Genomic DNA, 25,774 nt, shown 5'->3' with positions numbered 1-25,774 from the left:
TGGGAACGGCCCCCAGCCCCCGGTCATTGCCCTGGGACGGGGAGCCGTTCCTGTACATCAGCCATTCGGCCGCGCCAAAAGCGCTAGGCTCAGCTTTTGTGCTCGTCGATGAAGGTGATCGCGTCCTTGACGGTCGTGATCTTCTCGGCGGCATCGTCGGGAATCTCGACTTCGAATTCCTCTTCGAACGCCATCACGAGCTCGACGATGTCGAGGCTGTCCGCGCCCAGATCGTCGATGAAGCTCGCGTCTTCGGTCACCTTGTCGGCTTCGACGCCGAGATGCTCGACGACGATTTTCTTAACGCGGTCTGCGGTCTCGCTCATGTGTATCGTCCCTCTATCGATGGGGGTGTTGGAATTCCTGAACGCACGTAGAACGCGCGTCCCAGGCTTGCAAGTAGGGACGTCAGATCCCCTTTAGATCATGGCCATGCCACCGTTGACGTGCAGCGTCTGCCCCGTAACGTACCCAGCCTCACGACTGGCGAGATAGACGACCGCGGCGCCAATGTCTGCCCCCGCGCCCATTTTTCCCATCGGAATGCGCGCGTTGAGGGCTTCCTTCTGCGCATCGGGCAGCGTTTCGGTCATCGGCGAGGCAATGAATCCCGGCGCGACGCAGTTGACGGTGATCTCGCGGCTGGCGAGCTCCTGTGCGAGCGCCTTGGACATCGCGGTCAGTGCGCCCTTCGACGCGGCGTAGTTCGCCTGGCCCGGATTTCCGGTCGTCCCGACGACCGAGGTGATCGACACGATCCGCCCGAAACGCGCCTTCATCATCGGCCGAGCCGAGGCACGCGCGAGCCGGAATGCGGCCTCGAGGTTGACGCGGATCACCTGGTCCCATTCGTCGTCCTTCATCCGCATGACGAGATTGTCGCGCGTGATGCCGCCATTGTTGACGAGGATATCGAGCTTGCCGCCAAGCGCCTCGACCGCCGCGGGCACGAGCGCATCGACCGCCGCGCCGTCGGACAGGTCGCACGGCAGCGCGACGTGCTCGCCGCCGAGGCTGTCGCGGAAGGCCTCGAGCTTGGTCACATTGGACCCCGAAACCGCGAGCCGCGCGCCCTGCGCGGCGAGGGCTTGCGCGATGGCAGAGCCGATCCCGCCGGAGGCTCCGGTCACGAGGGCGGTCATGCCTGTTAGGTCGAACATCAGTCTCTCCTGGTACTTTGATTCACGCGAAGACGCGACGACGCGAAGGACGTGTGACCATTGACCACGCGTTTAAGCCCCTCCTTGAGCGTTGCGCCCCCGAAATTGATGAGCAGCCCGAGCGGCTGCTCCATAAGCCTTAGATATGTGAGCAGTTGCTTTGCGTGCACCGCATTCAACCGCTCCACCGATTTGATTTCCACAACAAGCCGCTCCTCGACGAGCAGATCGATGCGAAACGCCGCGTCGAAGCGCATTCCGTCATATTCAAAATCCACCGCCTGCTGCCGCGAAACTCCATATCCGCGTCGCGCAATCTGGCGCGCCAGCAGCATCTCGTAAGCGCTCTCGAGCAAACCCGGCCCGAGGTCCCGATGCAAGTGAAACGCGACGTCAATTACGTCGGCGGCGATCACTTCGAGATCCTTCACAGCGCCCTCTCCTCGATACCGCCGCTTCGCGCCTTCGTGTCTTCGCGTGAATCACATCTGTTTAACCAAAGCCTCGACATCGTCCATCGACACCACGCTGACCGCCTCGACATCGCCCGCGATGCGCTTGACCATCGGCGTCAGCACCTTGCCGCCGAACTCGACGAAGCGCTCGACCCCGGCCGCCTGCAGTGCCAGCACCGATTCGCGCCAGCGCACCATGCCGGTGACCTGCTCGACCAGCAGCCGCCGGATCGTATCGGCATCGCCGACCGCCGCTGCCGTCACATTGGCGAACAACGGCACCAGCGGCGCGTCGATCCGTGCTTCGGCCAGCGCCTTTTCCATCGCATCGGCAGCGGGCTGCATCAGCGGGCAGTGGAACGGCGCCGACACCGGCAGCAACACCGCGCGCTTGGCGCCCATTTCCTTGGCCAAAGCGACCGCACGCTCGATCGCGCCGCGATGCCCTGAGATCACCACCTGCGACGGATCATTGTCATTGGCGACGGTGCAAATTTCACCCTCGGCAGCGGCCTCGGCGATCGCACGCGCCTTGTCGACGTCCGCGCCGAGCAGCGCCGCCATCGCGCCGATGCCGACCGGCACCGCCGCCTGCATCGCCTGGCCGCGCAGCTTGAGCAGCTTGGCGGTCGTCGCGAGGTCGATCGCGCCCGCGGCGCAGAGCGCGCTATATTCGCCGAGCGAATGTCCCGCGACATAGTCGGCCTTGTCGGCCAGGCGGACACCGCCCTCCTGCTCCAGCACGCGCAGCGTCGCGATGGCGTTGGCCATGATTGCAGGCTGTGCATTCTCGGTGAGCTGCAGCTGGTCCTCAGGCCCATCGCACATCAGGCGGAAGAGATGCTGCCCGAGCGCGTCGTCGACCTCCTGGAACACCGCGCGCGCAACCGCGCTGGCTTCGGCGAGCGCCTTGCCCATGCCGACCGACTGACTCCCCTGCCCCGGGAAAATAAATGCACGCATACCCTAACTCCTTTGCCGGGGCGGTTAGGCGCTCGGTCAAACCCGCGTCAAGAAGCCGCGCGACGAGCGGCCGAAGCTGAACGGGACCGTTCCGGCCGGGACACTTTGCGACCGTTTCGGGTTCTGATCGTCACGGATGCGCGACAAACGCTTCCTAGATTGTGTTCGACGCCGGGAGATAAGGCGCCGTCCGAAACAAGGAGTTTCATCATGAACAAGTTCATTCTCGCAGCGCTCGCTGCATCGTCGGTCCTGAGCCCGCTTGCCGCAACCGGCGCATCGGCCCAGCAGCGCGACGAGCGCCGCACCACGGTGATCCGCGAGCAGCCCAATGGCCGCACCGTCGTTACCGAGCGTCGCGTCGTCCGTCCGCAAGCCGGTCGCCGCTGGGCCAAGGGCCAGCGCTTCGACCGTCGCTATGCCAACAACTACCAGGAAGTCCGCGATTGGCGCCAGTATCGCGGTCGTCGCCTCTACGCCCCGCCGCGCGGCTATCACTGGGTGCGCTCGGGTAACGACGCCGTCCTCGTCGCGCTCAGCGGCGGCCTGATCGGCGCGGTGCTCGGCGGCGCGTTCAACTGAGGCTAGCCCAAATCCTCCCCCGCCAGGGGGAGGTGGCAGGCGCAGCCTGACGGAGGGGGCGGTAAGCGGAACGCCCGTTGCGCTTCCTCCCCCTCAGTCGCCTTCGGCGACACCTCCCCCTGGCGGGGGAGGATCACGGAAGGCTTGCCATCCGCGCCGATTTCGCTATGGCACGCCGATCGGGGTGGAGAGCAGGCGCTTTCCGCCCCGGTTGCCATTCGAACGGCAGAAGTGAAGACGATAGCCGGAGGGGCGTCTCGCATGGTGCGGGCGTCAGCGATCGGCCAAGAATGAAAGACGAGACACATGGCTCTATACGAGCACGTGTTCCTTGCGCGCCAGGATCTGGCACAGGCGCAGGTGGACGCTCTGGCGGAAATCGCCACCAAGATCGTAAATGACAACGAAGGCCGGGTCATCAAGACCGAGAGCTGGGGTCTGCGTAGCCTCGCGTACAAGATCGCGAAGAACCGCAAGGCGCATTATGTCATGCTCGAGATCGATGCCCCGGGCAACGTGATCGCCGAGCTGGAGCGCCAGACGCAGATCAACGAAGACATCATCCGCTACATGACCGTCAAGATCGATGCGGCCGAAGAAGGCCCCAGCGTCATGATGCGCAAGTCGGACCGCGACCGTGAGCGTCGTGGCGACCGCGAGGGCGGCCGTGAAGGCCGTGGCGATCGCCCGGACCGTGGTGATCGTGAAGATCGCCCCCGCCGCAGCTTCGACGGCGAATAAGGGAGTTATAGACAATGGCACGCCCATTTTTCCGCCGCCGCAAGTCCTGCCCGTTCTCGGCCAAAGACGCCCCCCGGATCGACTATAAGGACGTCCGGTTGCTCCAGGGCTTCGTGTCCGAGCGTGGCAAGATCGTCCCCAGCCGCATCACTTCGGTGAGCGGCAAGAAGCAGCGTGAGCTCGCCCAGGCGATCAAGCGTTCGCGCCATCTGGGCCTGCTGCCCTACATCGTTAAGTAAGGGGCCCAACAGATGGATATCATCCTGCTGGAACGCGTCGAGAAGCTCGGCAACATCGGCGACGTCGTCAAGGTGAAGGACGGGTTCGCCCGCAACTTCCTGCTGCCGAACAAGAAGGCGCTCCGTTCGAACGAAGCCAACCGCAAGGTCTTCGAGAAGAACCGCGAGAAGATCGTGGCCGACAACGCTGTGAAGCGCACCGAGGCCGAGGTCGAAGCCAAGACGATCGACGGCATCACGCTGACGCTGATCCGTCAGTCGTCGAACACCGGTCAGCTCTACGGTTCGGTCGCGGTTCGCGATCTGATCGACGGGCTCGAGGCCGAAGGCCACAAGGTGCCGAAGTCGGCGATCGTGCTCAACAAGCCGATCAAGGCAATCGGCCTCTATGAGGTCAAGGTTTCGCTGCACCCGGAAGTGGCTGTGACGATCAAGGTCAATATTGCACGTTCGCCGGAAGAGGCGAAGATGCAGGCCGATGGCGTCAACGTCATGGAAGCCATGTTCGAAAAGGACGAGGCCGGTTTCGTCGAGGATTACGATCCGAACGCCGAGCCTGGTGCGACCGCCGAAGTGTCGAACACTTCGGACGAGGCGACTGCAGAGGCGTAAGCCTTCGCAGCACGTGCCGACCAAAAAAAGGGCCGCCCGGAGCAATCCGGGCGGCCCTTTTCTGTGTCTTCGCCCCGGGGGAGAGGGGGCTGGAGCGGAGCGGGTTTAGCCTGTCACCGCGCACGCGCCGACCAGCGCTGCGAACGGTATTAGGGCGAGAAAAACCGGGAATACTTTGGCCATCGGATCGGTCGCTTTGCTGAACGGTGCTGCAGGGGTTGCCGCTAAAATGCGCGGCCCCGACAAAGGTTCAGCTTTCCAAAAGCTTTTCTTGCGCTCACCCCGCCGTCGGCGAAGCGCCGGGCTCGATCCCCGACAGAACCCAGCGCAAACCCTCATCATAGGTCGAGGTGAAGCGGGTGAACGGCTGCGAGAAGATGCGCCGCACCTGCAGCCGCGCGAGCATCGTGCCCGTGACGATCGCAATCGCGCGCACGCGCTTCATCCGAGTCAGATGCTGCCCCATCGCCGAGATCATGTCCTGCGACTGGACCGGGCACTGCGAGATATCGAGGATCAACGCGTAGGACTCCAACCTGGCCTCGGTGATCTGCGCGATCAGCTCGGAAACGAGCCGCGCGCTATCGGCGACATCCAGCATGGCGCGCATCTCGATCTTGATCAGAGCATGACCGCGATCGACGGTGATCTTGTACATTCTCGCCTCCGCGGCGAAAAGTAGCAGCCATGCGTTGAAATGCGGTTGATGAGCGGCGGGTGAAAACCCCTATTTCCGGCCGAACAGCTTCTCGATATCGCCATGCGCAAGCTTCACCCAGGTCGGCCGGCCGTGGTTGCACTGCCCCGAATGCGGGGTGATCTCCATTTCGCGGAGCAGCGCGTTCATCTCGGCGACCGACAGGATCCGCCCGGCACGTACCGAGCCGTGGCACGCCATCGTGGCTGCGACATGGTCGAGACGCTCCTTCAGACTGAGCGCCTCGTCGAACGCGGCGAGCTCGTCGGCAAGATCGGTGACGAGGCCAGTCACGTCGCTTTGCCCGAGCATCGCGGGCACGCCGCGCACGAGCATCGCGTGCGGGCCGAAGCGGTCGAGATCGAGACCGAACTCGCTGAGTTCGGCGGCGCGGGCCTCGAGCCGGTCGCAGGCGGGTTCGTCGAGTTCGATCACTTCGGGGAGCAGCAGCGCCTGCGAGGAGACGCCGCCGCTCGCCATCGCCTTGCGCATCCGTTCGAGCACGAGCCGTTCGTGCGCGGCGTGCTGGTCGACCAGGATCAGGCCATCGGGACTCTCGGCGACGATATAGGTTTTCGCGACCTGGCCGCGGGCGACGCCGAGCGGGAAGTCGATCGTCTCGGGCGGGGGCGCGTAGGCGGGTTCGGCGCGCGCCTGCGGCGGCGGGGTGAAGAAGCTGCGGCGCTCGTTTATCGCGTACGAGCGCTGATCCACTGAAAGCCCCTCCCCTTCAGGGGAGGGGTTGGGGGTGGGGACCGCTGACCAAAAAGCAGGCGCCTCGTCTTGTGGCACACGGCCCCACCCCAACCCCTCCCCTGAAGGGGAGGGGCTTTGCTCTTGCGTCCAAGCCGCCAGCGCACTCTCGGGCGCCGACTGGCTCCGATGCCCCGCCTCGTCCAAGGCCCGCCGCAGCCCGCTGACGATCAGCCCGCGCACCATTGCCGGATCGCGAAACCGCACCTCGGTCTTGGCGGGATGGACATTGACGTCGACCGCATCCGGCGGGACGTCGAGGAACAGCGCCACCACGGCATGCCGATCGCGCGGCATCATCTCGGCATAGGCGCCGCGGATCGCGCCGATCAGCAGCCGGTCCTTCACCGGCCGACCGTTGACGAACAGGTATTGATGGTCGGCCACGCCACGGTTGAAGGTCGGCAGACCGGCGATCCCGCCGAGCCCGATCCCTTCGCGGACGAAGTCGATCCCCACCCCGTTATCGACCAGCCCGCGATCGGTCAGCGCCGCCACGCGGTCGGGGAGCGTCTCGCCGCCGCTCACCCCGAGCGAGCGCCGCCCGTCATGCTCGACCGAGAAACCGATATCAGGCCGCGCCATCGCGAGCCGCTTGACCACGTCGAGACACGCGGCGAACTCGCTGCGCGGCGAGCGCAGGAACTTGCGCCGCGCGGGCACGCGCTCGAACAGGCCCTCGACGCGTACGCGCGTTCCGGGGGGAATCGCCGCGGGTCCTTCGGACACGACCACGCCGTTATCGACCACGCGCGCCCAGCCCTCGCTGCCGCGCACCCGGCTTTCGAGCGTCATCCGCGCAACGCTCGCGATCGAGGGCAACGCCTCGCCGCGAAAGCCGAGCGTGCTGACGTTTTCGATCGCCTCGTCGGGCAGCTTCGAGGTGGCGTGCCGCTCGAGCGCGAGCGCCATGTCTTCTGGCGTCATGCCGCAGCCGTCGTCGGTGACCTCGACCAGGTCGGTTCCCCCTCCGGCAAGGCGCACCGCGATGCGCGTCGCGCCCGCGTCGACCGCGTTTTCGACCAGTTCCTTCAACGCGCTGGCGGGCCTTTCGACCACTTCACCGGCGGCGATACGATTGACGAGATGTTCGGGCAGGCGGCGTATTGACATGGTGCAGGGTCTAGCCCAATCGCAAGCCTCCCGCGACCCGCATTCCACCACGTATCAGAGCGGTTTCACCGCCGCCCTGAACGCCCCGGTTGTAAGCGACGTCACGACCTTGTGCGACCTGTCGGCAGATCCCTAAGTCCGGCGTGAAACGGAACGATCCATGGGCTTTTTCTCGAATCTCTTCCGCTTTTCCTCCCATGACATGGCGATCGATCTGGGGACCGCCAATACGGTGGTCTATCTGCGCGGCAAGGGCATCGTGCTCAACGAACCGTCGGTCGTCGCGGTCGAGACGCTCAATGGCGTCAAGCGCGTCAAGGCCGTCGGCGACGACGCCAAGCTGATGATGGGCAAGACCCCCGACAGCATCCAGGCGATCCGCCCCTTACGTGATGGCGTCATCGCCGACATCGACGTCGCCGAGCAGATGATCAAGCACTTCATCCACAAGGTGCATGGCGGCCAACGCCGCTTCATGCGCTGGCCGCAGATCGTGATCTGCGTGCCGTCGGGTTCGACCTCGGTCGAGCGCCGCGCGATCCGCGATGCCGCGTCGAACGCCGGTGCCAGCCAGGTCTGGCTGATCGAAGAGCCGATGGCGGCCGCGATCGGCGCCGACATGCCCGTGACCGAGCCGATCGGCTCGATGGTCGTCGATATCGGCGGCGGCACGACCGAAGTCGCGGTGCTCTCGCTGCGCGGCCTCGCCTACACCACCTCGGTGCGCGTCGGCGGCGACAAGATGGACGAAGCGATCGTCTCCTACGTCCGCCGCAACCACAACCTCCTGATCGGCGATGCGACCGCCGAGCGGATCAAGCAGGAAGTCGGCGTCGCCAAGCCGCCGGCGGACGGCATCGGCTTGACGATCCACGTCAAGGGGCGCGATCTCGTCAACGGCGTCCCCAAGGAAATCCAGATCAACCAAGGCCAGATCGCCGAGGCGCTCAGCGAGCCGGTCGGCCAGATCGTCGAGGGCGTCCGCATCGCGCTCGAGAACACCGCGCCCGAGCTGGCGGCCGACATCGTCGACCAGGGCATCGTGCTCACCGGCGGCGGCGCGCTGCTCAAGGGCATCGACGAGGTGCTGCGCGACGAGACCGGCCTGCCCGTCACGATCGCCGACGACCCCCTCACCTGCGTCGCGCTCGGCACCGGCCGTGCGCTCGAGGATCCGATCTATCGCGGCGTCCTGCACAGCGCGTGACGCGGTGAAGCGAGGCGTTGCGCGGTCTGGGTCGAGGGATGGACCCTACTCAGGCCGCACCGCATCGCGTAAGGCAAATCGTGGTTTTTACTGGCCCTCGGGCTTTTTGATGGGGGTATGATGGCGCCGCCTCGCAATCGGCGTCCGGGGTTTTCGCGGCGGGCGCAATACAGCCTTTTTGCAGGATATGTCGTCGCCGTAGCGGGATCGCTCGTCGGGGCGGTGCTGCTTGCCTTGTCGACTTTGGACCCCGTCGCCTTTGCCGCGCTGCGCGCGAGCGTCGCCGAAGTGAGCACGCCGCTGTCCTCGGGGCTTGCCGGCATCGGGCGCGGGATCGGCTCGATTCCCAGCGGGATCGGCAGCTATTTCGCGGTGCATGACCAGAACGCCGCGCTGCGCAAGCAGCTTGCCGCGCAGCATGCGCTGTTCCTGCGCGCGCGCTCGCTCTCCTATGAGAACCGCCGCCTGCTTGCCTTGCTCCAGGTCCGCGAACGGATCTCCGAGCCGGTCGTCACCGCGCGACTGGTGAGCTCGTCGGCGTCGAGCACGCGCCGCGTTGCAGTGCTCAACGCTGGATCGTGGCAGGGCGTCGCGAGCGGCCAGCCGGTGCGTGGCCCCGAGGGGCTGATCGGCCGCGTGCTCGAGACCGGCCCGAACAGCGCGCGCGTGCTGTTGCTGACCGACCCGGAAAGCGTCGTGCCGGTGCGCCGCACGCGCGACGGCATCCCCGCGCTCGCGACCGGGCGCGGCGACGGGCTGATCGACGTCAAATCCGTCGCGCTCACCGCGACCGACTTCGGTCCCGGCGACGTGTTCGTGACGTCGGGCATCGGCGGCATCTACCCGCCCGACGTGCCCGTCGCGCGCGTGCTGCACCGTGGCCGCGACGCATCGATCGCGCGGGCGTTCACCCAGGCCGACACGGTAGATTATGCGCTCGTCCAGCGCGCCTTCATACCCCCTGCCCCGCCGATCCCGGTGCCGACGCCCGCGCCCAAGCCGGTCGCCGCGCCGCGTCCACCCAAGAAGAAGCCGTGATCGCGCGATGAGGCAAGCCCGCGGTCCGTTCGACGAGGTCCCCGACCAGAGTTTCCGGCGGTTCGTGCCGGCGATCACGGTGGTGATCGGCTCGGCGCTGACGCTGTGGCCGATGATCGCGAGCTTCCCCGTGCTGCCGCCGTTCGGGCTGCTGATGCTGCTCGGCTGGCGGCTGACCAAGCCTGAAAGCCTGCGAATTTGGGCGCCGCTGCCGCTCGGCTTTTTCGACGATCTGGTCAGCGGGCAGCCGCTCGGCAATGCGATGCTGTTCTGGACGCTGTGCCTGTTCATGATCGACCTGATCGACCAGCGCGTCGTCTACCGCGATTTCTGGCAGGACTGGCTGATCGCCTCGGGCGCGATCGCGTTCTGCCTGCTGCTCGGGCGCTACGTCGCCTCGCCGATCAGCGCGCATGTCGATACCGCGCTGATGCTCCAGATCGCGGTCTCGATCCTGCTCTTCCCGCTGGTCGTGCGGATCTGCACGCTGCTGAGCGACGAGGAGGAGGATACGTGAGCGGCGCGCCGTTCCGGCCGAGCGGCCGCGTCGCGACCGAAGCCGCGCAGAGCTACAGCTTCTCGCGCCGCACGGTCATGCTCGGCGCGGCGCAGGGCGTGTTCGGTCTCGCGCTTGCCGGGCGGATGACGTGGCTCGCGGTGGTCGAGAACGAGCAATATACCGCCAAGTCCGAAAGCAACCGCGTCAACATGACGCTGGTGCCGCCGCGCCGCGGGTGGATAGTCGACCGCCACGGCGCGCCGATCGCCAACAACCGTACCGATTTCCGCGTCGATATCATTCCCGACCGGCTCGAGAACAAGGACCATGTCCTCGCCTTGCTGCACGACTTGCTCAAGCTGCCGCCCGAGGAGATGGACCGGCTCGTCGCCGATCTCGAACATGCCGCGGGATTCCAGCCGGTCCAGGTTGCCGAGAATCTCGACTGGGAGCGCTTCGCCGCGGTGAGCGTGCGGCTGCCCGAATTGCCCGGCGTCGCGCCGACGCGCGGCTTCTCGCGCAGCTATCCCGCGGGGGCTGCGGTCGCGCATCTCACCGGCTATGTCGGCGCGGCGTCGGCCGAGCAGTATAAGCAGACGCACGACCAGTTGATGGTCACGCCGGGTTTCAAGCTCGGCAAGGACGGGCTCGAAAAGACGCTCGAAAAGCAGTTGCGCGGCGTCGCCGGACAGAAGCGCGTCGAGGTCACCGCCCGCGGGAAGCTCGTTGCGGAGCTCGCCACCAGGCCCGACCAGCCCGGCGCCAATGCGCGGCTGACGATCGATGCCGGGCTGCAGGACTATGCCGCGCGGCGGCTCGGCACGCAGTCGGGCTCGGTCGTGGTGATCGACTGCCTGACCGGCGAGATGCTCGCGATGGTGTCGATGCCAGCGTACGACCCGAACAATTTTTCCGACGGGATCAGCCATCTCGAATGGAAGATGCTGTCGGAAAACGACCACGTGCCCTTGATGAACAAGGTGTTGCAGGGGCTCTATCCGCCGGGCTCGACGGTCAAGCCGATGAACGGGCTGGCCTTGCTTGGCGCGGGCGTCCCCGCGTCGGACCGCGTCGTCTGCTCGGGCGCGTTGCGCGTCGGCACCGGGATATTCCACTGCCACAAGAAGAGCGGACACGGCGCGCTCGATCTCAAGAACGCGATCATGCAGAGTTGCGACATCTATTTCTACGAGATGGTCCGGCGGCTCGGCTATGATCACGTTGCGCCGGTCGCGCGCGAGCTCGGGCTCGGGCAGAAGTTCGTGCTGCCGTTCAACAGCCAGCGCTACGGCACCGTTCCCGACACCGCATGGAAGCTACGCCGCTACAAACAGCCGTGGACGGTCGCCGATTCGCTCAACGCGTCGATCGGCCAGGGCTACGTCCTGTCCAACCCGCTCCAGCTCGCGGTGATGGCGTCGCGGCTCGCCTCCGGCCGCGCGCTCCAGCCGACGATCCTCGCGGCCGATGTCCGCCATGGCGCCGCGCCCTTGTCGTTCCAGCCTGAGCACCTCCAGACCGTCCACGAGGCGATGTGGGGCGTGGTCAATGGCGGCGGCACCGGCGGCGCGGCGCGGATGCTGATCCCGGGCGTCGCGCTCGCCGGCAAGACCGGCACCGCGCAGGTCCGCCGCATCACCATGGCCGAGCGCGCCGGCGGCGTGCTCAAGAACGGGTCGCTGCCGTTCAAGATGCGCGATCACGCGCTGTTTCAGGGCTTCGCGCCGCACGACAAGCCGCGCTATGCGATCGCCGTGGTGCTCGAACATGGCGGCCACACCGTCCGCAACCTCGATACGCCGGCGATCGCGCGCGACGTGATGACCTATCTGTTCGACCGCGAGCGCGCGATGGCCTCGCTCGTCGAGGGCGAGAAGACTTGGGGCGGCGATATCCGCACGCGGATGGCGGCGGAAACCGCCGCATACCGCGCCGCCGCCAACGCCCCGCCGATCGCGGTCGGCGCACAGACCGAATTCAACGCCAGCGCGCCGACCGACGCACCCGCCGTGCGCGCCGCCGCCGCCGCCGATGTCGCGGCGGCCGAGGAACTCGCCAACACCGCCGCGCACGGCAACACCGTCGCCGAGGACGGCACCACCGAGCGGGATGTACCATGAGCGGGCTGAGCTTCGTCCCCGCGCCGCTGGCGCAGCTGCCGTGGAAGATCCTGCTGCTCGTGCTCGCGATCGGCTGCTTCGACCTGCTCGTGCTCTATTCCGCCGCGGGCGGCAGCATCCGGCCCTGGGCGCTGTCGCAGGGGATCCGCTTCTTCGTATTCCTGAGCGGCGCGATGGTGCTGTCGCGGATCCCCGAACGGGTCTGGAGCAACATGACGCTGCCGGCCTATGGCGTACTGTGCGTCATGCTGGTGCTCGTCGAGCTGGTCGGCGCGGTCCGCGGCGGCGGGCAGCGCTGGCTCGATCTCGGCATCGGCTTCCGGCTTCAGCCGTCCGAGCTGATGAAGCCGTGTATCGTGCTGGCCTGTGCCAAATTCTACGACATGCTGCCCCCCAACGAGACCCGCCGCTTCGGCGCGATCTGGCCGGCGGCGTTGCTGATCCTGGTGCCCGCAGCGCTCGTCATGAAACAGCCCGATCTGGGCACTGCGCTTATGATCACGATCGGCGGGGTGACGGTGATGTTCCTGGCGGGCGTGCCGTTGCGGCTGTTCATCGGCGGCGCGCTCGCGATGAGCGCGGCGGTGCCGATCGCGGTCAATTTCGTGCTCCACGGCTATCAGCGCAACCGCATCCTCGTGTTCCTCGATCCCGAGAGCGATCCGCTCGGCATCGGCTATCACATCAGCCAGTCGAAGATCGCGATCGGATCGGGCGGGATCTTCGGCAAGGGCTTCCTCAACGGGACGCAGAGCCATCTCGATTACCTGCCCGAGGGGCATACCGACTTTGCGCTGGCAACGATGATGGAGGAATGGGGCCTGGTCGGCGGCGTGCTGCTGATCATCGCCTTCCTGGTGATCGTGCAATGGGGCCTGTCGACCGCACTGCAGGCGCAATCGCGCTTCGCCAAGCTGACCGCGGCCGGGCTGGCGGCAACGATCTTCTATTACGTGTCGATCAACATGGCGATGGTGATGGGGATGGCGCCGGTGGTCGGTGTGCCGCTGCCGCTGATCAGCAATGGCGGATCGAGCCAGATGACCTTCATGATTTGCCTCGGCATCCTGATGTCGATCGACCGCACCAACCGCCGTTCGCCGGTCCGCTGGTGATTTTTTTGCCGCTCTGCACAAAAAGGGTTTGCATCCCGCCGCGACGCTGCTAATCGACCGCCTCCCGCAGCGGCGGCGCCACCAAGCGCCCTTGAAATCGCCGGGACTTTGGACGCATAGCTCAGTTGGTAGAGCAGCTGACTCTTAATCAGCGGGTCCTTGGTTCGAGCCCAAGTGCGTCCACCATTTCCTTCATTCTAGTGCAGTTACTTAAGTCGGTCCCGGCCACGAGCCTGAGCCTGGATTGGCCCGGACCGTGACCACTTTTGGACCCCTGAGCAGGCGTGTCTTCCGAGGGCCCAGTGTGACCTGATTTGCCCGCAAAAATCATTCGATGTCCCGTAAGGCTGCACATGCTTGACCGACATGTGCGCTTAGCGGGGAAAGCGTCGTAACCCTTAGCGAAGCCCACCACGAAGCGGTCGACCTTGCCGAGCCTTTGGCGCTCCTCTGCAGGGCGGGAGAATGGCGACGTCGCAGAGGCGCCGATGGCCGCGTTGGACCTCCAGTCCGGGAGGCGCGGCGGCATCCGACCGTACCCTCCGCATCCGCGACGCGGTCGAGGCCGCGCTGCCCGAGATCATCCTGCTCGGTACGAGAAGCATGTCCGGCTGACCGACAGGGCGGCTCGCGAACGGGTTGCGGGCCACCCGGTTCGTGCGCGATGCGCTCGATCTCGCCCCGATCCCGGCCGACCTGACCATCGCTATGAGGGACCTCCGCGTCCGGCGGCGGTAGCACAAAGGATCATGCTGGCCGGAGCGGCGGTGGTGGTATGGGTGGCGGCGGCGGGCTTGGAGGCGCCAGCAGGGGTAACGATGTCCCTGGAGACGATCCGCACCATGTCCCGGCGCGGAACGCGGCGCGATAGGCCAAGGCTCCCCGATCTCCGTCGTCTTTGACCCAGTTGCGAACGTCCATAGCCTCGTTGCTTCTCCCCGAAACCACCCATTCGTTGATATTGGGCGTTCGGAGCGATCTACTGGGGCGTCCGGCCACAGGTCAGTCGGTTACCGAGCGAACATTCGTTCAGCGCGATTGCGTCCCATTTCTGGCCGGATGACGATCCTGGCGCAGCGAACCGCCCCCGAGCAGCGTGCAGAATGGACGCTTCATTCCACCGTTTTGTGCAGAGCAGTGTCGATCAAACCCTCCCATCAGTCCGTCAGCGCGAGAAGGGCGAACGTCGCTAGCCAGTGTTCACCCATATAATCGTCCGCGAGATGGGGCAGTGCGGCCTGGAGATGTGCTTGGGCGATCCTGCGGGCGTCCGTCGGCTCGGGCAAATCGTTGGCGAGGCGCTGCCAGCACCACGCCCGCGCGAGGTTCAGGCCGTCGAGATGGGCGAGCCGACCGTCGCTGCGATCGGTGACGATGGCAGGCGTGCGCAGGCAAGCGGTCGGTGCGCCGTAAGGATCCGGCAGGAAGGCGCCGAGCCACGCCCGAAAATCCGTGCCGAGCACTTCCTGCATCAGGACCGCTTCACACAGGGTGGCGGACAGGAAGTCCTCGCCGCTCGGCTCCCATGGGTGCGCCGCGCGGTCCGCGCCGAACCACAGCCTTGATCGCGCCGCGATCACCCCGGCGAGCGCCGTGTTATGCGTTCGCGCCCAGCGCAGCGCGTGGATCAGCGCGAACGCCGTGCTGTCATGCTTGCCGCTGCGCACTGGATACAGGAGCTTGGGCAGATACGCGGCAAAGCGCGCGGCAAAGGCCCGCGCAAGCGGCTCCAGCGCCGCGGCCCATGGCCGATCGGGGCGCAACGCCAGCTCGTCATGCAACGCCAGCAGCCAGCCCCAGCCGTACGGACGTTCGAACCCGCCGGTCATCGGGCGATCGAGATACGCGACCTCGCCCGCCACGCGGTGCGGCACCATCATCCGATCCGCCAAAGCCTCGATCGCGACTGTCTGGTCCATCGCTGGGAATAAACGGGCGAGCCGCATCACTTGCCACCAGCCATGAACGCAACTGTGCCAATCGAAGCTCCCATGGAAGATCGGGTGCAGCGTAGCGGGCAGCGCGAGATCGGACGGGCCGTTGAGGACCTGATCGAGCTTATAGGGCCATTCGCGCGTCACATGGCCAAGCGTCAGCGTGGCGAACCGCTCGGCGGTGGCAGCATCGAGCATCAGCGAAATCCCAGCCAGTAGAGCAAAGCGATATTGACCGCCAAGAGCGGCAGCGCGGTCGGCACCTGCGCACGGATCACCGCGCCCTTGTCTTTCAGGTCGAGCAGGGCGGCGGGCACCAGATTGAAGTTAGCCGCCATCGGCGTCATCAGCGTGCCGCAAAACCCGGCGAGCATGCCGATCGCCGCGATTACCGCCGGGTCGCCGTGATGGCGGCCGATCAGCAGCGGCATCGCGACTGCCGCGAACATCACCGGAAAGGCCGCGAAGGCATTGCCCATCACCATCGTGAAGGCCGCCATGCCAAGCGCGTAAACGAGCACCGCGCCGATCAGGCTGCCCTCGGGGATCGCGGCGCCGGCAATACCGCCGACGACTTGCCCGACACCGGCGAGCGCGAATACCGCGCCGAGGCTCGCCAGCATCTGCGGCAGCACCGCCGCCCAGCCGACGCCGTCCATCAGCCGCAGCCCCTCGGCAAACGGCGTGGCGGCGCGCGGCCGGAACCAGGCGTAGCCGATCGCCAGCGCGAGCAGGACGCCGCACGTGAGGGCGACCAGCGTGATCTGCTTGGGATCGACCAGCGCGGGAATGGCCTTGAAGGCAAGGGTACCCAGCAAAGCGGTCGCAGGAATGACCACAGCGGGCAGGAACAGCCGATTGCCGCGCGTGGCCGCTTCCGCCTGTCGCTCGACCGCGCCGGTGGTGCCGCGTGTGCCGCGCCCCATCGCGCCGGTGCCCGCGATTGCGACGAGACCCAGGACGAGGACACCATTGCCGATATCGCCGATCCGGTCCCCGAACACGAAGCTGACGGCGAGCAAGGCGTAGAAACCGGCATTGCCGAAGCGCTTGGTATTGCTGCGATCGGTCGCGCTTAGCCACGCGAAGCCTGCGAACATCAGCCCGGCGACGGTGTAGATGAAATTCGTGCCGATCATGCGCCGCGCGCCAGGCGGCGATCGAGCCACCACAGACGGCCGCCATGGATCAGCAACGCCGCGATCGCCGTCGGGATCGCCCACAGCGACAGATGCAGCGGCTGGATGACGATGCCATAGCTCTCCAGCACCCCCTTCATCAGCAGGATCGATCCGATCGCGATGAAGATGTCCTCGCCGAAGAACAGCCCGATATTGTCGGTCGCGGCGGCCAGCGCCGGGATCGCGTCGCCACCCGGCGCGACGCCTTGCCGCTCCGCCGCCGCCTCGGCCATCGGCGCGACCAGCGGGCGCACGCTCTGCGCCGGCCCGGCGATCGAGGTCAGGCCAAGCGCCGACGTGATCTGCCGGAACACGAGATAGCCGATCAGCAACCGCCCGACCGTCGCGCCGCGCAATGCCGCGATCACGCCGCGCGCGCGCTCCTGCAGGCCATGGCGTTCGAGCAGCCCGATGACGGGCAAGACGATGTAGATCGCGCTGACGAAACGGTTGGCGTTGAACGCCTTGCCGAACGCAGCGAGGATCGCGAGCAGATCGATCCCGGCGGCAAGGCCGGTGACCAGTGCCGAGACCGCCACGACCAGCAGCGGGTTGAAGCGCAACAGGAAGCCCGCGACGATCACCCCGATCCCCGCCAGAACAAGCATTCAATCGCCTCCGAATCCGCCGCCGCCGGGCGTTTCGATGACGAACACGTCTCCCGCCCGCATGTCCACCTTTGCCGTCGATCCGAGGCGATCGATCGATCCGTCGGTGCGCTCGACGCGCGCGGCGCCTACGGCGCCCGCCGACCCGCCATCCAGCCCGAACGGCGGCACGCGCCGGCGATTGGCGAGGATGCAGGCGGTCATGTCGGTCAGGAACCGAATGCGCCGCAGGCCGCCGTCGCCGCCGGTGCGCGCCCCTGCCCCGCCCGAACCCGGGCGGATCGCGAACGCCTCCAGCAACACCGGAAAGCGCGTCTCGAAGATTTCGGGGTCGGTCAGGCGGCTGTTGGTCATGTGCGTCTGGATCACCGCCGTGCCGTCATAACCCGGGCCGCCCCCCGATCCTCCGGCGACCGTCTCATAATATTGGTAGGTGTCGTCGCCGAAGGTGAAGTTGTTCATCGTGCCCTGGCTCGCCGCCATTGCCCCCAGCGCCCCGAACAGCGCGTCGGTGACGACCTGGCTGGTCTCGACATTGCCCGCCACCACGGCCGCCGGGAAGCGCGGATTGAGCATCGACCCTTCCGGCACGCGGATCGTCACGCCGCGCAGACAGCCATCGTTGAGCGGCACCTCGGCGTCGATCAGCACGCGCAGGACGTACAGCACGGCGGCGCGCACGATCGAGACCGGCGCGTTGAAATTGTTCGGGCGCTGGTCGCTGGTCCCGGCGAAATCGATCGTCATGGTCGCGCCGGCGCGATCGATCCGGATGGCGACCCGGACGACCGCACCGTCGTCCATCTCATAGGCGAAAGCGCCATCGTCGAGCCGGACGATCAGGCGACGCGCGGCAGCGTCGGCATTGGCCTGCACATGCTCCATATACGCGCTGACGACCTCCGCGCCGTATGCGTCGGCGATCCGCGCCAAGCCGGCCGCGCCCCGCGTGCAAGCGGCCAGCTGCGCGGCAAGATCGGCGATATTCTGGTCGATGTTGCGCGCCGGATAGGGGCCGCTGGCGAACACTGCGCGCAGTTCGGCTTCGCGGAAATGCCCTTCGTCCACCACCAGCACATCGTCGAGCAACACCCCTTCCTGCTCGACCGAAACACTGTCGGGCGGCATCGATCCAGGCGTGATCCCGCCGACATCGGCATGGTGGCCGCGCGCGGCAACGAACCAGTCCGGGGCGTCGCTTCCACCCGGCGATCCTGGGGCGAAGACCGGCATGATGACGGTGATATCGGGCAAGTGCGTGCCCCCGCGATACGGCGCGTTGAGCGCATACGCGTCGCCCCGGCGGATGCCACGTCCGTCGGCATTGCCCCCGCGCGCGTCGATGATCGTGCGGATGCTCTCGCCCATCGATCCGAGATGCACCGGGATGTGTGGCGCGTTGGCTACGAGATTGCCCGCGGCGTCGAACAGCGCGCACGAGAAATCGAGCCGCTCGCGGATGTTGACCGACGCGGCGGACCGCTGCAGCGCTGCGCCCATCTCCTCGGCGATGCTCTTGAACAGTCCGGCAAAGATCGCGAGGCGGGTTGGATCGCTTTGCGTGCCGACGCTGGCGACGCGCCGGGCGGCGACACGATCGAGGATCAGATTTCCGATCGTATCCACGCGCGCGCGCCAGCCGGGTTCGACGACGGTCGTCGACATCGGATCGATGATCAACGCGGGCCCGTCGAGCGCATGGCCAGCGGGCAGGCCCTCGCGCGCCACCACGGGCGTATCGTGCCACGCCCCTGCCATATGCACCGGGACGATCGCCAGCGGTGCGGCGGCATGACCCGGCAGATCGACCAGCATCGTCTCGACCGGTGGCCCTTTCGCGACCGCTTCGGCGACGAGACGATCGACGATCAAGGGTTGTGTGCTCGCAAACCCGAATTGGGCGATATGCGCTTCATCGAAGCCGGCGGTCATCGTCGCCGTTTCCGCAAAATCGAGCTCGATCGTATGTTCGGTCTGGCCGCGGCGCAGGTGGACGCGGCGCTCGACGATGACGGTGTCGGGCGCGACGCCCTGCGCCACCAGCGCTTGCTGCGCCTCGGTCGCCAACACATCGAAGGCCGTGGCGATCGCCGCGCTATCCGCGACCCCCGCCCCCAGTGTCCGCTCGCGCAGCACGCGGCGATCGGCCAGCCCCATGCCATAAGCCGACAGCACGCCCGCGAGCGGGTGGATCATCACCTGATCCATTCCCAGCGCGTCGGCGACGAGACACGCGTGCTGCCCACCCGCGCCGCCGAAACAGGCGAGCGTGTAGCGCGTGACATCGTGCCCGCGCGCGACCGAGATCTTGCGGATCGCATTGGCCATGTTCGCGACGGCCACCGCGACGAAGCCTTCGGCGGCGGCATAGGCGTCGAGCGGCAGTTCGGCGAAACGCGCCGCCACTGCCGCCGGATCGAGCGGCTGGTCACCCTGCGCACCGAACAGCGCAGGGAAGAATTCGGGGCGCACTTTGCCGAGCATCACGTTGCAGTCGGTGACGGTCAGCGGCCCGCCACGGCGGTAACAGGCCGGCCCCGGCATCGCACCGGCGCTCTCCGGCCCCACCCGTAGCCGCTGTCCGTCGAAGCTGCAGATCGACCCCCCGCCCGCTGCCACGGTATGGATGCGCAGCATCGGTGCCCGGATGCGGGCGCCCGCGATCAGCGTCTCGGTATCGCGTTCGTAGCTGCCGGCATAATGCGACACGTCGGTCGATGTCCCGCCCATGTCGAAGCCGATGATTCGGTCGAACCCGGCCGCGCGCGCGGTCGCCGCCATGCCGACGATACCACCCGCCGGCCCCGACAGGATCGCGTCCTTGCCGCGAAAGCGCGCGCCATCGACGAGGCCGCCCGACGATTGCATAAACAGCGCGTTCTGGCCGAGCGCCGCGTGCAGCCCCGCGACGTAGCGATCGAGCACCGGCGACAGATAGGCATCGACCAAGGTCGTATCGCCGCGGCCGATCAGCTTGATCAGCGGCGCGACACGGTGGCTGGCCGAGATTTGCGTGAAGCCGATCGCCGTCGCGAGCTCGGCCAGCGCCGCTTCATGCGCGCTGAAGCGATAGCCATGCATCAGCACGATGGCGATCGACCGGAAACCGGCCGCAAACGCCGCTTGCAAACCGGCCTGCGCCGCGTCGCGGTCGAGCGGGGTCACCAGCGCGCCATCCGCCGTGATCCGTTCGTCGATCTCCACGACGTGCGCGAACAGCGGCGCGGGCCGCGCCAGGTCGCGCGCGAAAATGTCGGCCCGCTCCTGGTGTCCGATCAGCAGCGCATCGCCGAATCCGCGCGTGATCGCCAGAACGGTTGGCTCGCCCTTGCGCTCGAGCAGCGCATTGGTCGCGACGGTCGTGCCGATGCGCAGTTCGAGCGGCACGTCCGCCTGCGCGGTCAAGCGCCGGATCGCCTCCACCGCCGCATCGGCATACCGTTCGGGGTCTTCGGACAGCAGTTTGGCCGTGACGACCGTGCCGCAGGGCTTGCGCGCTACGACGTCGGTGAAGGTGCCGCCGCGATCGATCCAGAACTGCCATGGTGCCATCAGTCCGTCTCCCATTTCCGCAGTGACGGATCAAGCGCGACCGCCCTTCGATCGGGTCGGCTCACAGGGGTGGCATCGTGCCGCGTCGGCGAGCGCACCGGTGATCGGATCGGGAATCGCCACCGACGCGACCGGCGCGATGTTCGCCGGGGACGGGTCCACGCTTTTCCGATTGAAGGGGAACACGCTTCGCAAGATCGATCTCGCCCGATACGCGCTCGGCGACATCACCAACGTGGTCTCCAACGGTCAGGGCTTCCTCGTTTCGACGACCCGCGGACTCATCCGCATCCAGGGCGACCGCATTCGGACCCTAGACGCCACGCGCTTCCCGTGGACGCGGGGACTGCGCGAAATCGTGCAGACCTCACGCGGCGAGACATGGCTCTACGGGACGGCCGGGGTCGTACGGATCGCCTCCAACCTGTTGAACAGGGCCTTTGACGCGCCGGGGCAGCCGGTGCGGACCAGGCTGTTCGACTTCCGCGACGGCCTGTTCGGCAGTCCCCAGCGCCGCGGGTTCGTCGGGATGCAGGCAGCCGTCGGCGGCGACGGCCGCATCTGGTTCGCCACGTCAGCGGGCTTGGCCGGCATTGATCCGGCGGCGGTCTACGAAAGCGCAGGGGCGCCTCCGGTGTCGATCCGCAGCCTTGCGGCCGGCGCACGGACCTTCCGGGATCCCTCGGCGCTGATCCTGCCGCCCGGCACGCGATCGATCCGCATCGCCTACGCCGCCGCAAGCCTCTCGGCGCCTGAGCGCGTCCAGTTCCGCTACCGGCTCAGCGGCGTGGATACCGACTGGGTCGACCCGGGCACGCGCCGCGCGACCAACTACACCAACCTCGGACCCGGCAAATACCAGTTCCAGGTGATCGCCGGGAACGAAGCCGGCGTCTGGAACCGACGCGGGGCGACGCTCGACTTCGAGATCCGGCCGACCTTCGTGCAAAGCGTGCCGTTTCGCATTCTCTGCGGAGTTCTCGTCGTGGCACTCCTTTGGCTCGCGTACCGGGTTCGCATCCGCGCGGTCTCGGCGCAGGTGCGCGCCAACATGGCCGTGCGCCACGATGAACGCGAGCGCATCGCCCGCGAACTCCACGATACGCTGCTCCAGTCGGTCACCGGCCTGATCCTGCGCTTTCAGCACGCCACGATCAGCATGCCGCCCGACCTGCCCGAACGAAAGACGCTGGAGGCGGCGCTCGACGGTGCGGAGGACGTCATTGCGCAGGGGCGCGACCGGGTCAGGGCGCTGCGCCCGCCCGAAATCAATGGCGACGCCGAAACGCTCCTCACCGAGATCGTGCGCACGCCGCAACACGGCGGGCCGCCCTTCCATTCTGTCACCGTGTACGGCGAGCCCCGTTTGCTGACCCCTGCCGCGGCTGACGAGATCGCCGGCATCGCAAACGAGGCGGTGATCAACATCGCGCGTCATGCGGCGGCCACGAAAGTGGACGTGACGATACAGTATCGTGCCGAGGCGCTCGTCATCAGGCTGCGCGACGATGGCATCGGCTTCGACCCGCTCGTCCTGCGCACGGGCATGCGCGATGGTCATTTCGGCCTGGTCGGCATGCGCGAACGCGCCCGCACCCTTGGCGCGGAGCTGATCTTCGACAACGCGCCGGCGGGTGGCGCCGAGGTGACGCTCGTCGTACCGGCCCCCAAGGCATTCGGATTCGACCGCTCGTTCGCCGCCAGGATGTGGCAGAAGGGACTGCGCTTACTTCGCTCGGGGTAATCCGCGCTCGAAAGGCGGGCGGGCGGCACAATCATCCGAGGGGATGCTTGTGCAGAGTGCGGGGCGCGTTCAGACCCGGATCTAGCTTTCAGGAGATACAGCGTGTCCAACACCGACCTAACGCCGACCGAACTCGACCAACGGATTGCCGACATCGAAGAGAATCTTCGCACGCTGGTCGAGCAGGCCGCTGCCTATTCGGGCGGGAATGACGAGGAGCGCGCTTCGGACCGCATCGCCGAGCAACAGGCCGAGCTCGATGCCCTCAAGGCGCAGCGGGGCCCGTCAAACTGAGGGCACGCTGCCCGGTCACCGCGCCGATCAGCCGCGCACATACGCCCACAAGCTGGAGATGACGACGGAGCCTTCGCCGACCGACGACGCGACCCGCTTGACCGAATTCGCGCGAACATCGCCAACCGCGAATATCCCCGGATGGGACGTCCCGTAAGGCGAAGGACTTCCGACGGCGTCGCCGGTCCGGACGAAGCCGTTCGCGTCCAATTCGACAAGATCCGACAGCCATCCGGTATTGGGCGCGGCCCCGACCATGATGAACACCGCGCAGGTCGCAAGGGTGCGCGATCTTCCATCGGCGATGGTGCGGATCGTCACCGCCTCAAGGTGATCGGCGCCGTGCAGCGCGGTGATCTCTGCGCCATATTCGATCGAAATCGCCGCGTCCGCTTCTAGGCGCGAGGACAGATAGCTCGACATCGACGACGCCGGGGAGGTGCCGCGCACGAGCAGGCGAACGTGGCGCGCGCTCCGACTGAGAAACATCGCCGCTTGTCCCGCCGAGTTGCCGCCCCCGATGATCACCGTCTCGGCATTGGCACAGTAGCGCGCCTCGTTTTCCGTCGCCGCATAATAGACCCCCGCACCCTCGAATTCCTCGAGCCGATCGATCGGCAAGCGCCGATACTGAACGCCCGTCGCGACGACGACGGCACGTCCGCGCACGCGCTGTTCATTGTCGAACGTCGCGCAGAACCCGCCTTCGTCGAGGTGCTCGAGCTTGGCGACGCGGCGTGGCATGGCAAAACGCGTCCCGAACTTCATCGCCTGGATTTCCCCGCGCCAGACGAGATCCGCGCCCGAGATTCCGGTGGGGAACCCCATATAGTTTTCGATGCGGCTCGATGTCCCCGCCTGGCCACCGATCGCGATGTCCTCGATGACGAGCGCATGAAGGCCCTCCGCACCGGCATAGACGCCGGCCGCGACGCCCGCCGGTCCCCCGCCGACGATCAGCACGTCGAACGCCTCGTCATTGACGAGATCGCGGTTGAGCCCGAGCAGCCGGGCGACCTTCTCCGGCGTCGGGTCCGCCACGACGATATCACGGCCGAAAATGACGGCGGGTCGGCCGGGATCCGTCGCGCAACTCGTCGCCACTGCAACGGCTTCGGGGCTGCCCAGCGCATAGGACCTGTAGGGCAGCCGGTTGCGGCTCGCGAATTCCGCGATCCGTCTGACCGCGCGGTCGTCATCTTCGCCAATCAGGACGAGTGTGCCATCGCCCGAATCGAGCTGCCGGCGCCGGCGCGCGGCAAGAACCGTGATGACGATGTCCGACATCTCGGGAATGTCGGACATCAACCGCAACATCTGCAGGCGCGGCACGTCGATGACGGTGGTCTCGCTGACCGTCCGCATCGCCATCGACCAATTTCCGCCGTTCAGAAACGAGATTTCGGCCATGAACTGGGTGGGTCCGAGCGTCGAGGCGAGGTGTCGTTTGTCGGTGAACGGGTTCACCACCTCGATCTCGCCCGACAGGACATAGAGAAAGCGGTCGGCGGGCTCGCCCGGTCGCGCCAGGAAGGTTTCCGCGGGATAGCGCCGTTCGATGCCGTTGGCGCGCAGCGCATCGACATGCGACGCCGTCAAAGGGATGCGCTGCATCTCGCGCAAATCGCGGCCGATAGTTTCCATGGGACGTTTCCTGATGCGATCGGGTCGGGATAGTCATGCGCGGCGGATGATACCGCGATGGTGTGAAAGCGCGAGAGACCTGTCGCGGTTGCGAGCACGGACGCTCACAAACGAAATGCCGTCCGCACGCCGACGACGACAGCGTTCGATGGCGCGGCGCTCAACTGCTGCGGATCGGCGATGACCGCGGCCGACGGATGCAGCACCAGCTGCACGTTCGGCTGAACCGACAGACCCCGCCGCACTTGCGCCTGATAGGTAATCTCGAACACCGCTTCGACCGCGGGCGTAAAGACCGGCTGCCCCGAGAGCGCGGATTGGTCCTTCACAAGGCCACGCAGCCGCGGCGATAGCCGCGCGACTGCCGCGCCGATCCCCACCACATCATTCGGGCGGCCCTTGAAGGGTTGCGTCAATGAAAGCCCGCCATCGGCGTAGAGATCGATCGCGTTTCGATCCTGCGGACTGGCACTGCCGCGCAGGAAGCCGTGAAGCGTTCGACCGTTCGATTGCAGCAGCTTGAGATCGAGGATCGCATAAACCGCAGCGTTCCCGGCATGCTGCAACGCCGGATCGTTCGCACCTTGCCCCGCCAGCGATCGTCCGGCGACGTCGTAGCGAAGATCCTGGAAGCGGTCGAAATGCACCCAGCTGCCAAGGACGATCGACCAGGCCGGATCGGCGCCCGACGCGGTGCGCGCGATTTCCCCGATGACGAAGGGCTTGCCCGCAAGACGCCAGCCATTGAGGCCGTGCAGGTCGCGGCGCTGCGGGTCTCCGCCACCGGGGCCCGCGGGGTCGCCCGCAAAGACCGCGAGCCGGAGCTTGGTACGGGCGCCTGGCTCGAGCGCGACCCGGATGCCGGGCGCGGCCAGCGGATAGGCGGGACCGCCGCTCGGCAGGTCGGTCGCGAAGCTTCCCGGCCAGCCGAAGGTGGCGTTGACGAAGAGATTGGCGGTCGGGCTGATCGCGAATTCCTGTCCGGCGGTGAACTGCCCGACCCGCAGCGTCGCACCGCGGCCAACCTTCTGTTCGATCCACAGATTGAACAGCCGCAGCGCCGGCTCGGCCTCGATCCCGCTGACCGTCAGGACGTTGCCGACGCGGTGCGCCGATAGCCCCTCCCCGACGATCGAGTGGACGCTCAGATGCGCCGATGCGCCGCGCCAACCCACCAGCCGATCGAGGTCCGCGTCGGCGATGACGCCGACCCGCTGGAGATACGCAGCACCGCGCCGATCGCCTCCGCTCACGTCGCCGTTGAGATCGCTGGTATAGGTCAAGGCCAGGGTGACCGTGGCCTCGGGCCGCCGCAGCGCCTCGCCGTTTTCGCCGCGAGTCTGCGCCGGTGTTGGAGCAAGCTGCGTCGTCTGCGCGCCTGCCTCGCCCATAGCGCCGAAAACCAGTCCAGCGATCGCAATCCGCAAGAGTCGCAATGCTAGGGGATGACGTCGCCTTACACGTGGAGACCACGTTGCTCTATCTCGAATGAACGGTGGCGTTGCAAAACCGCGCATTGCAGT

At 66.8% G+C, this 25,774-nt stretch carries 23 protein-coding genes and 1 tRNA gene; 12 read left to right on the top strand and 12 right to left on the bottom strand.

Annotation, left to right across the window (positions count from 1 at the left end; translation table 11 throughout):
- Positions 1–89 precede the first annotated feature (89 nt).
- From EAH76_RS04195 to fabD, 4 genes are all read right to left on the bottom strand, one after another.
- Positions 90–326 (bottom strand): acyl carrier protein, encoded by a 237-nt coding sequence (locus tag EAH76_RS04195; RefSeq protein ID WP_010186338.1) that lies wholly within the window; start codon positions 324–326, stop codon positions 90–92.
- 93 nt (positions 327–419) lie between these two features.
- On the bottom strand, positions 420–1,160 hold the full coding sequence (gene fabG, locus EAH76_RS04190; protein ID WP_140848523.1) for a 3-oxoacyl-[acyl-carrier-protein] reductase: 741 nt from the start codon (positions 1,158–1,160) through the stop codon (positions 420–422).
- Positions 1,160–1,591: a GxxExxY protein gene (locus EAH76_RS04185; protein WP_140848520.1), complete on the bottom strand. Its 432-nt coding sequence runs from the start codon at positions 1,589–1,591 to the stop codon at positions 1,160–1,162. Before EAH76_RS04185 ends, fabG begins: the two co-directional genes overlap by 1 nt.
- Before the next feature lie 51 nt (positions 1,592–1,642).
- On the bottom strand, positions 1,643–2,578 hold the full coding sequence (fabD, locus tag EAH76_RS04180; RefSeq protein ID WP_140848518.1) for an ACP S-malonyltransferase: 936 nt from the start codon (positions 2,576–2,578) through the stop codon (positions 1,643–1,645).
- Positions 2,579–2,788: 210 nt separating this feature from the next.
- On the opposite strand from fabD, the gene EAH76_RS04175 reads away from it, so the two are divergent.
- The 4 genes from EAH76_RS04175 to rplI all read left to right on the top strand — a co-directional run bounded on the left by EAH76_RS04175 (position 2,789) and on the right by rplI (position 4,752).
- Positions 2,789–3,160: an RcnB family protein gene (locus EAH76_RS04175; RefSeq protein WP_140848516.1), complete on the top strand. Its 372-nt coding sequence runs from the start codon at positions 2,789–2,791 to the stop codon at positions 3,158–3,160.
- A gap of 306 nt (positions 3,161–3,466) precedes the next feature.
- The gene (gene rpsF / locus EAH76_RS04170; RefSeq protein ID WP_010186332.1) at positions 3,467–3,901 is read left to right on the top strand and encodes a 30S ribosomal protein S6; all 435 of its coding nucleotides are present in this window, start codon (positions 3,467–3,469) and stop codon (positions 3,899–3,901) included.
- A gap of 14 nt (positions 3,902–3,915) precedes the next feature.
- The gene (gene rpsR / locus EAH76_RS04165; RefSeq protein ID WP_010186331.1) at positions 3,916–4,140 is read left to right on the top strand and encodes a 30S ribosomal protein S18; all 225 of its coding nucleotides are present in this window, start codon (positions 3,916–3,918) and stop codon (positions 4,138–4,140) included.
- Between the two features lie 12 nt (positions 4,141–4,152).
- The gene (gene rplI / locus EAH76_RS04160) at positions 4,153–4,752 is read left to right on the top strand and encodes a 50S ribosomal protein L9 (RefSeq protein WP_133188026.1); all 600 of its coding nucleotides are present in this window, start codon (positions 4,153–4,155) and stop codon (positions 4,750–4,752) included.
- A 277-nt stretch (positions 4,753–5,029) separates the two neighbouring features.
- On the opposite strand, the gene EAH76_RS04155 is transcribed toward rplI, so the two are convergent.
- Positions 5,030–5,410: a hypothetical protein gene (locus EAH76_RS04155; protein ID WP_140848513.1), complete on the bottom strand. Its 381-nt coding sequence runs from the start codon at positions 5,408–5,410 to the stop codon at positions 5,030–5,032.
- A 69-nt stretch (positions 5,411–5,479) separates the two neighbouring features.
- The gene (gene mutL / locus EAH76_RS04150; protein WP_140848510.1) at positions 5,480–7,315 is read right to left on the bottom strand and encodes a DNA mismatch repair endonuclease MutL; all 1,836 of its coding nucleotides are present in this window, start codon (positions 7,313–7,315) and stop codon (positions 5,480–5,482) included.
- 160 nt (positions 7,316–7,475) lie between these two features.
- Here mutL and EAH76_RS04145 point away from each other — a divergent pair, with 160 nt between their 5' ends.
- The 6 genes from EAH76_RS04145 to EAH76_RS04120 all read left to right on the top strand — a co-directional run bounded on the left by EAH76_RS04145 (position 7,476) and on the right by EAH76_RS04120 (position 13,480).
- On the top strand, positions 7,476–8,522 hold the full coding sequence (locus tag EAH76_RS04145) for a rod shape-determining protein (protein ID WP_140848506.1): 1,047 nt from the start codon (positions 7,476–7,478) through the stop codon (positions 8,520–8,522).
- Positions 8,523–8,642: 120 nt separating this feature from the next.
- Positions 8,643–9,560: a rod shape-determining protein MreC gene (gene mreC / locus EAH76_RS04140; protein WP_140848504.1), complete on the top strand. Its 918-nt coding sequence runs from the start codon at positions 8,643–8,645 to the stop codon at positions 9,558–9,560.
- Between the two features lie 7 nt (positions 9,561–9,567).
- The gene (gene mreD / locus EAH76_RS04135) at positions 9,568–10,077 is read left to right on the top strand and encodes a rod shape-determining protein MreD (RefSeq protein ID WP_140848502.1); all 510 of its coding nucleotides are present in this window, start codon (positions 9,568–9,570) and stop codon (positions 10,075–10,077) included.
- Positions 10,078–10,154: 77 nt separating this feature from the next.
- Positions 10,155–12,179: a penicillin-binding protein 2 gene (gene mrdA / locus EAH76_RS04130; protein WP_431357983.1), complete on the top strand. Its 2,025-nt coding sequence runs from the start codon at positions 10,155–10,157 to the stop codon at positions 12,177–12,179.
- The gene (gene rodA, locus EAH76_RS04125) at positions 12,176–13,294 is read left to right on the top strand and encodes a rod shape-determining protein RodA (RefSeq protein WP_140848497.1); all 1,119 of its coding nucleotides are present in this window, start codon (positions 12,176–12,178) and stop codon (positions 13,292–13,294) included. The genes mrdA and rodA overlap by 4 nt, the downstream gene beginning before the upstream one ends.
- 110 nt (positions 13,295–13,404) lie before the next feature.
- Positions 13,405–13,480, top strand: a tRNA-Lys gene (locus tag EAH76_RS04120).
- Positions 13,481–14,451: 971 nt separating this feature from the next.
- On the opposite strand, the gene EAH76_RS04110 is transcribed toward EAH76_RS04120, so the two are convergent.
- Genes EAH76_RS04110 through EAH76_RS04095 form a run of 4 tightly spaced genes read right to left on the bottom strand, consistent with a single transcriptional unit; the run spans position 14,452 to position 20,569 of the window.
- Entirely contained in the window at positions 14,452–15,426 is a 975-nt protein-coding gene (locus tag EAH76_RS04110) for a DUF2891 domain-containing protein (protein WP_140848493.1), read from the bottom strand.
- Entirely contained in the window at positions 15,426–16,367 is a 942-nt protein-coding gene (locus EAH76_RS04105) for a DUF979 domain-containing protein (RefSeq protein ID WP_140848490.1), read from the bottom strand. The genes EAH76_RS04110 and EAH76_RS04105 overlap by 1 nt, the downstream gene beginning before the upstream one ends.
- A complete protein-coding gene (locus tag EAH76_RS04100; protein ID WP_140848487.1) occupies positions 16,364–17,017 on the bottom strand; it encodes a DUF969 domain-containing protein in 654 nt (217 codons plus the stop codon). Before EAH76_RS04100 ends, EAH76_RS04105 begins: the two co-directional genes overlap by 4 nt.
- Positions 17,018–20,569, bottom strand: coding sequence for a hydantoinase B/oxoprolinase family protein (locus tag EAH76_RS04095; RefSeq protein WP_194150938.1), 3,552 nt, complete (start codon positions 20,567–20,569; stop codon positions 17,018–17,020).
- Between the two features lie 100 nt (positions 20,570–20,669).
- On the opposite strand from EAH76_RS04095, the gene EAH76_RS04090 reads away from it, so the two are divergent.
- Both EAH76_RS04090 and EAH76_RS04085 read left to right on the top strand, forming a co-directional pair.
- Positions 20,670–22,313 carry an ATP-binding protein gene (locus EAH76_RS04090; protein WP_140848485.1) on the top strand — a complete coding sequence of 548 codons (1,644 nt, stop codon included), beginning with the start codon at positions 20,670–20,672 and terminating at the stop codon, positions 22,311–22,313.
- A 102-nt stretch (positions 22,314–22,415) separates the two neighbouring features.
- Complete coding sequence (locus tag EAH76_RS04085) at positions 22,416–22,607, top strand: hypothetical protein (RefSeq protein WP_140848483.1); 192 nt, start codon at positions 22,416–22,418, stop codon at positions 22,605–22,607.
- Between the two features lie 27 nt (positions 22,608–22,634).
- Here the strand turns inward: EAH76_RS04085 and EAH76_RS04080 are convergent, their stop codons facing one another.
- Positions 22,635–24,251, bottom strand: coding sequence for an FAD-dependent oxidoreductase (locus EAH76_RS04080; RefSeq protein WP_140848481.1), 1,617 nt, complete (start codon positions 24,249–24,251; stop codon positions 22,635–22,637).
- A 104-nt stretch (positions 24,252–24,355) separates the two neighbouring features.
- A complete protein-coding gene (locus EAH76_RS04075) occupies positions 24,356–25,678 on the bottom strand; it encodes a carbohydrate porin (RefSeq protein WP_161988970.1) in 1,323 nt (440 codons plus the stop codon).
- Positions 25,679–25,774 lie beyond the last annotated feature (96 nt).

Source organism: Sphingomonas glacialis (assembly GCF_006439055.1).
In the GTDB taxonomy this organism is placed as follows: domain Bacteria; phylum Pseudomonadota; class Alphaproteobacteria; order Sphingomonadales; family Sphingomonadaceae; genus Sphingomonas; species Sphingomonas glacialis_A.
The sequence above is the reverse complement of the archived record's forward strand: the minus strand, read 5'-3'. Positions and strand labels throughout refer to the sequence as shown.

Excerpts from the sequence above, each read along its gene's own strand:
- EAH76_RS04195 (WP_010186338.1), bottom strand. The coding sequence starts at position 326 with ATGAGCGAGACCGCAGACCGCGTTAAGAAAATCGTCGTCGAGCATCTC.
- fabG (WP_140848523.1), bottom strand. The coding sequence starts at position 1,160 with ATGTTCGACCTAACAGGCATGACCGCCCTCGTGACCGGAGCCTCCGGC.
- fabD (WP_140848518.1), bottom strand. The coding sequence starts at position 2,578 with ATGCGTGCATTTATTTTCCCGGGGCAGGGGAGTCAGTCGGTCGGCATG.
- EAH76_RS04175 (WP_140848516.1), top strand. The coding sequence starts at position 2,789 with ATGAACAAGTTCATTCTCGCAGCGCTCGCTGCATCGTCGGTCCTGAGC.
- rpsF (WP_010186332.1), top strand. The coding sequence starts at position 3,467 with ATGGCTCTATACGAGCACGTGTTCCTTGCGCGCCAGGATCTGGCACAG.
- rpsR (WP_010186331.1), top strand. The coding sequence starts at position 3,916 with ATGGCACGCCCATTTTTCCGCCGCCGCAAGTCCTGCCCGTTCTCGGCC.
- rplI (WP_133188026.1), top strand. The coding sequence starts at position 4,153 with ATGGATATCATCCTGCTGGAACGCGTCGAGAAGCTCGGCAACATCGGC.
- EAH76_RS04155 (WP_140848513.1), bottom strand. The coding sequence starts at position 5,410 with ATGTACAAGATCACCGTCGATCGCGGTCATGCTCTGATCAAGATCGAG.
- mutL (WP_140848510.1), bottom strand. The coding sequence starts at position 7,315 with ATGTCAATACGCCGCCTGCCCGAACATCTCGTCAATCGTATCGCCGCC.
- EAH76_RS04145 (WP_140848506.1), top strand. The coding sequence starts at position 7,476 with ATGGGCTTTTTCTCGAATCTCTTCCGCTTTTCCTCCCATGACATGGCG.
- mreC (WP_140848504.1), top strand. The coding sequence starts at position 8,643 with ATGGCGCCGCCTCGCAATCGGCGTCCGGGGTTTTCGCGGCGGGCGCAA.
- mreD (WP_140848502.1), top strand. The coding sequence starts at position 9,568 with ATGAGGCAAGCCCGCGGTCCGTTCGACGAGGTCCCCGACCAGAGTTTC.
- mrdA (WP_431357983.1), top strand. The coding sequence starts at position 10,155 with ATGCTCGGCGCGGCGCAGGGCGTGTTCGGTCTCGCGCTTGCCGGGCGG.
- rodA (WP_140848497.1), top strand. The coding sequence starts at position 12,176 with ATGAGCGGGCTGAGCTTCGTCCCCGCGCCGCTGGCGCAGCTGCCGTGG.
- EAH76_RS04110 (WP_140848493.1), bottom strand. The coding sequence starts at position 15,426 with ATGCTCGATGCTGCCACCGCCGAGCGGTTCGCCACGCTGACGCTTGGC.
- EAH76_RS04105 (WP_140848490.1), bottom strand. The coding sequence starts at position 16,367 with ATGATCGGCACGAATTTCATCTACACCGTCGCCGGGCTGATGTTCGCA.
- EAH76_RS04100 (WP_140848487.1), bottom strand. The coding sequence starts at position 17,017 with ATGCTTGTTCTGGCGGGGATCGGGGTGATCGTCGCGGGCTTCCTGTTG.
- EAH76_RS04095 (WP_194150938.1), bottom strand. The coding sequence starts at position 20,569 with ATGGCACCATGGCAGTTCTGGATCGATCGCGGCGGCACCTTCACCGAC.
- EAH76_RS04080 (WP_140848481.1), bottom strand. The coding sequence starts at position 24,251 with ATGGAAACTATCGGCCGCGATTTGCGCGAGATGCAGCGCATCCCTTTG.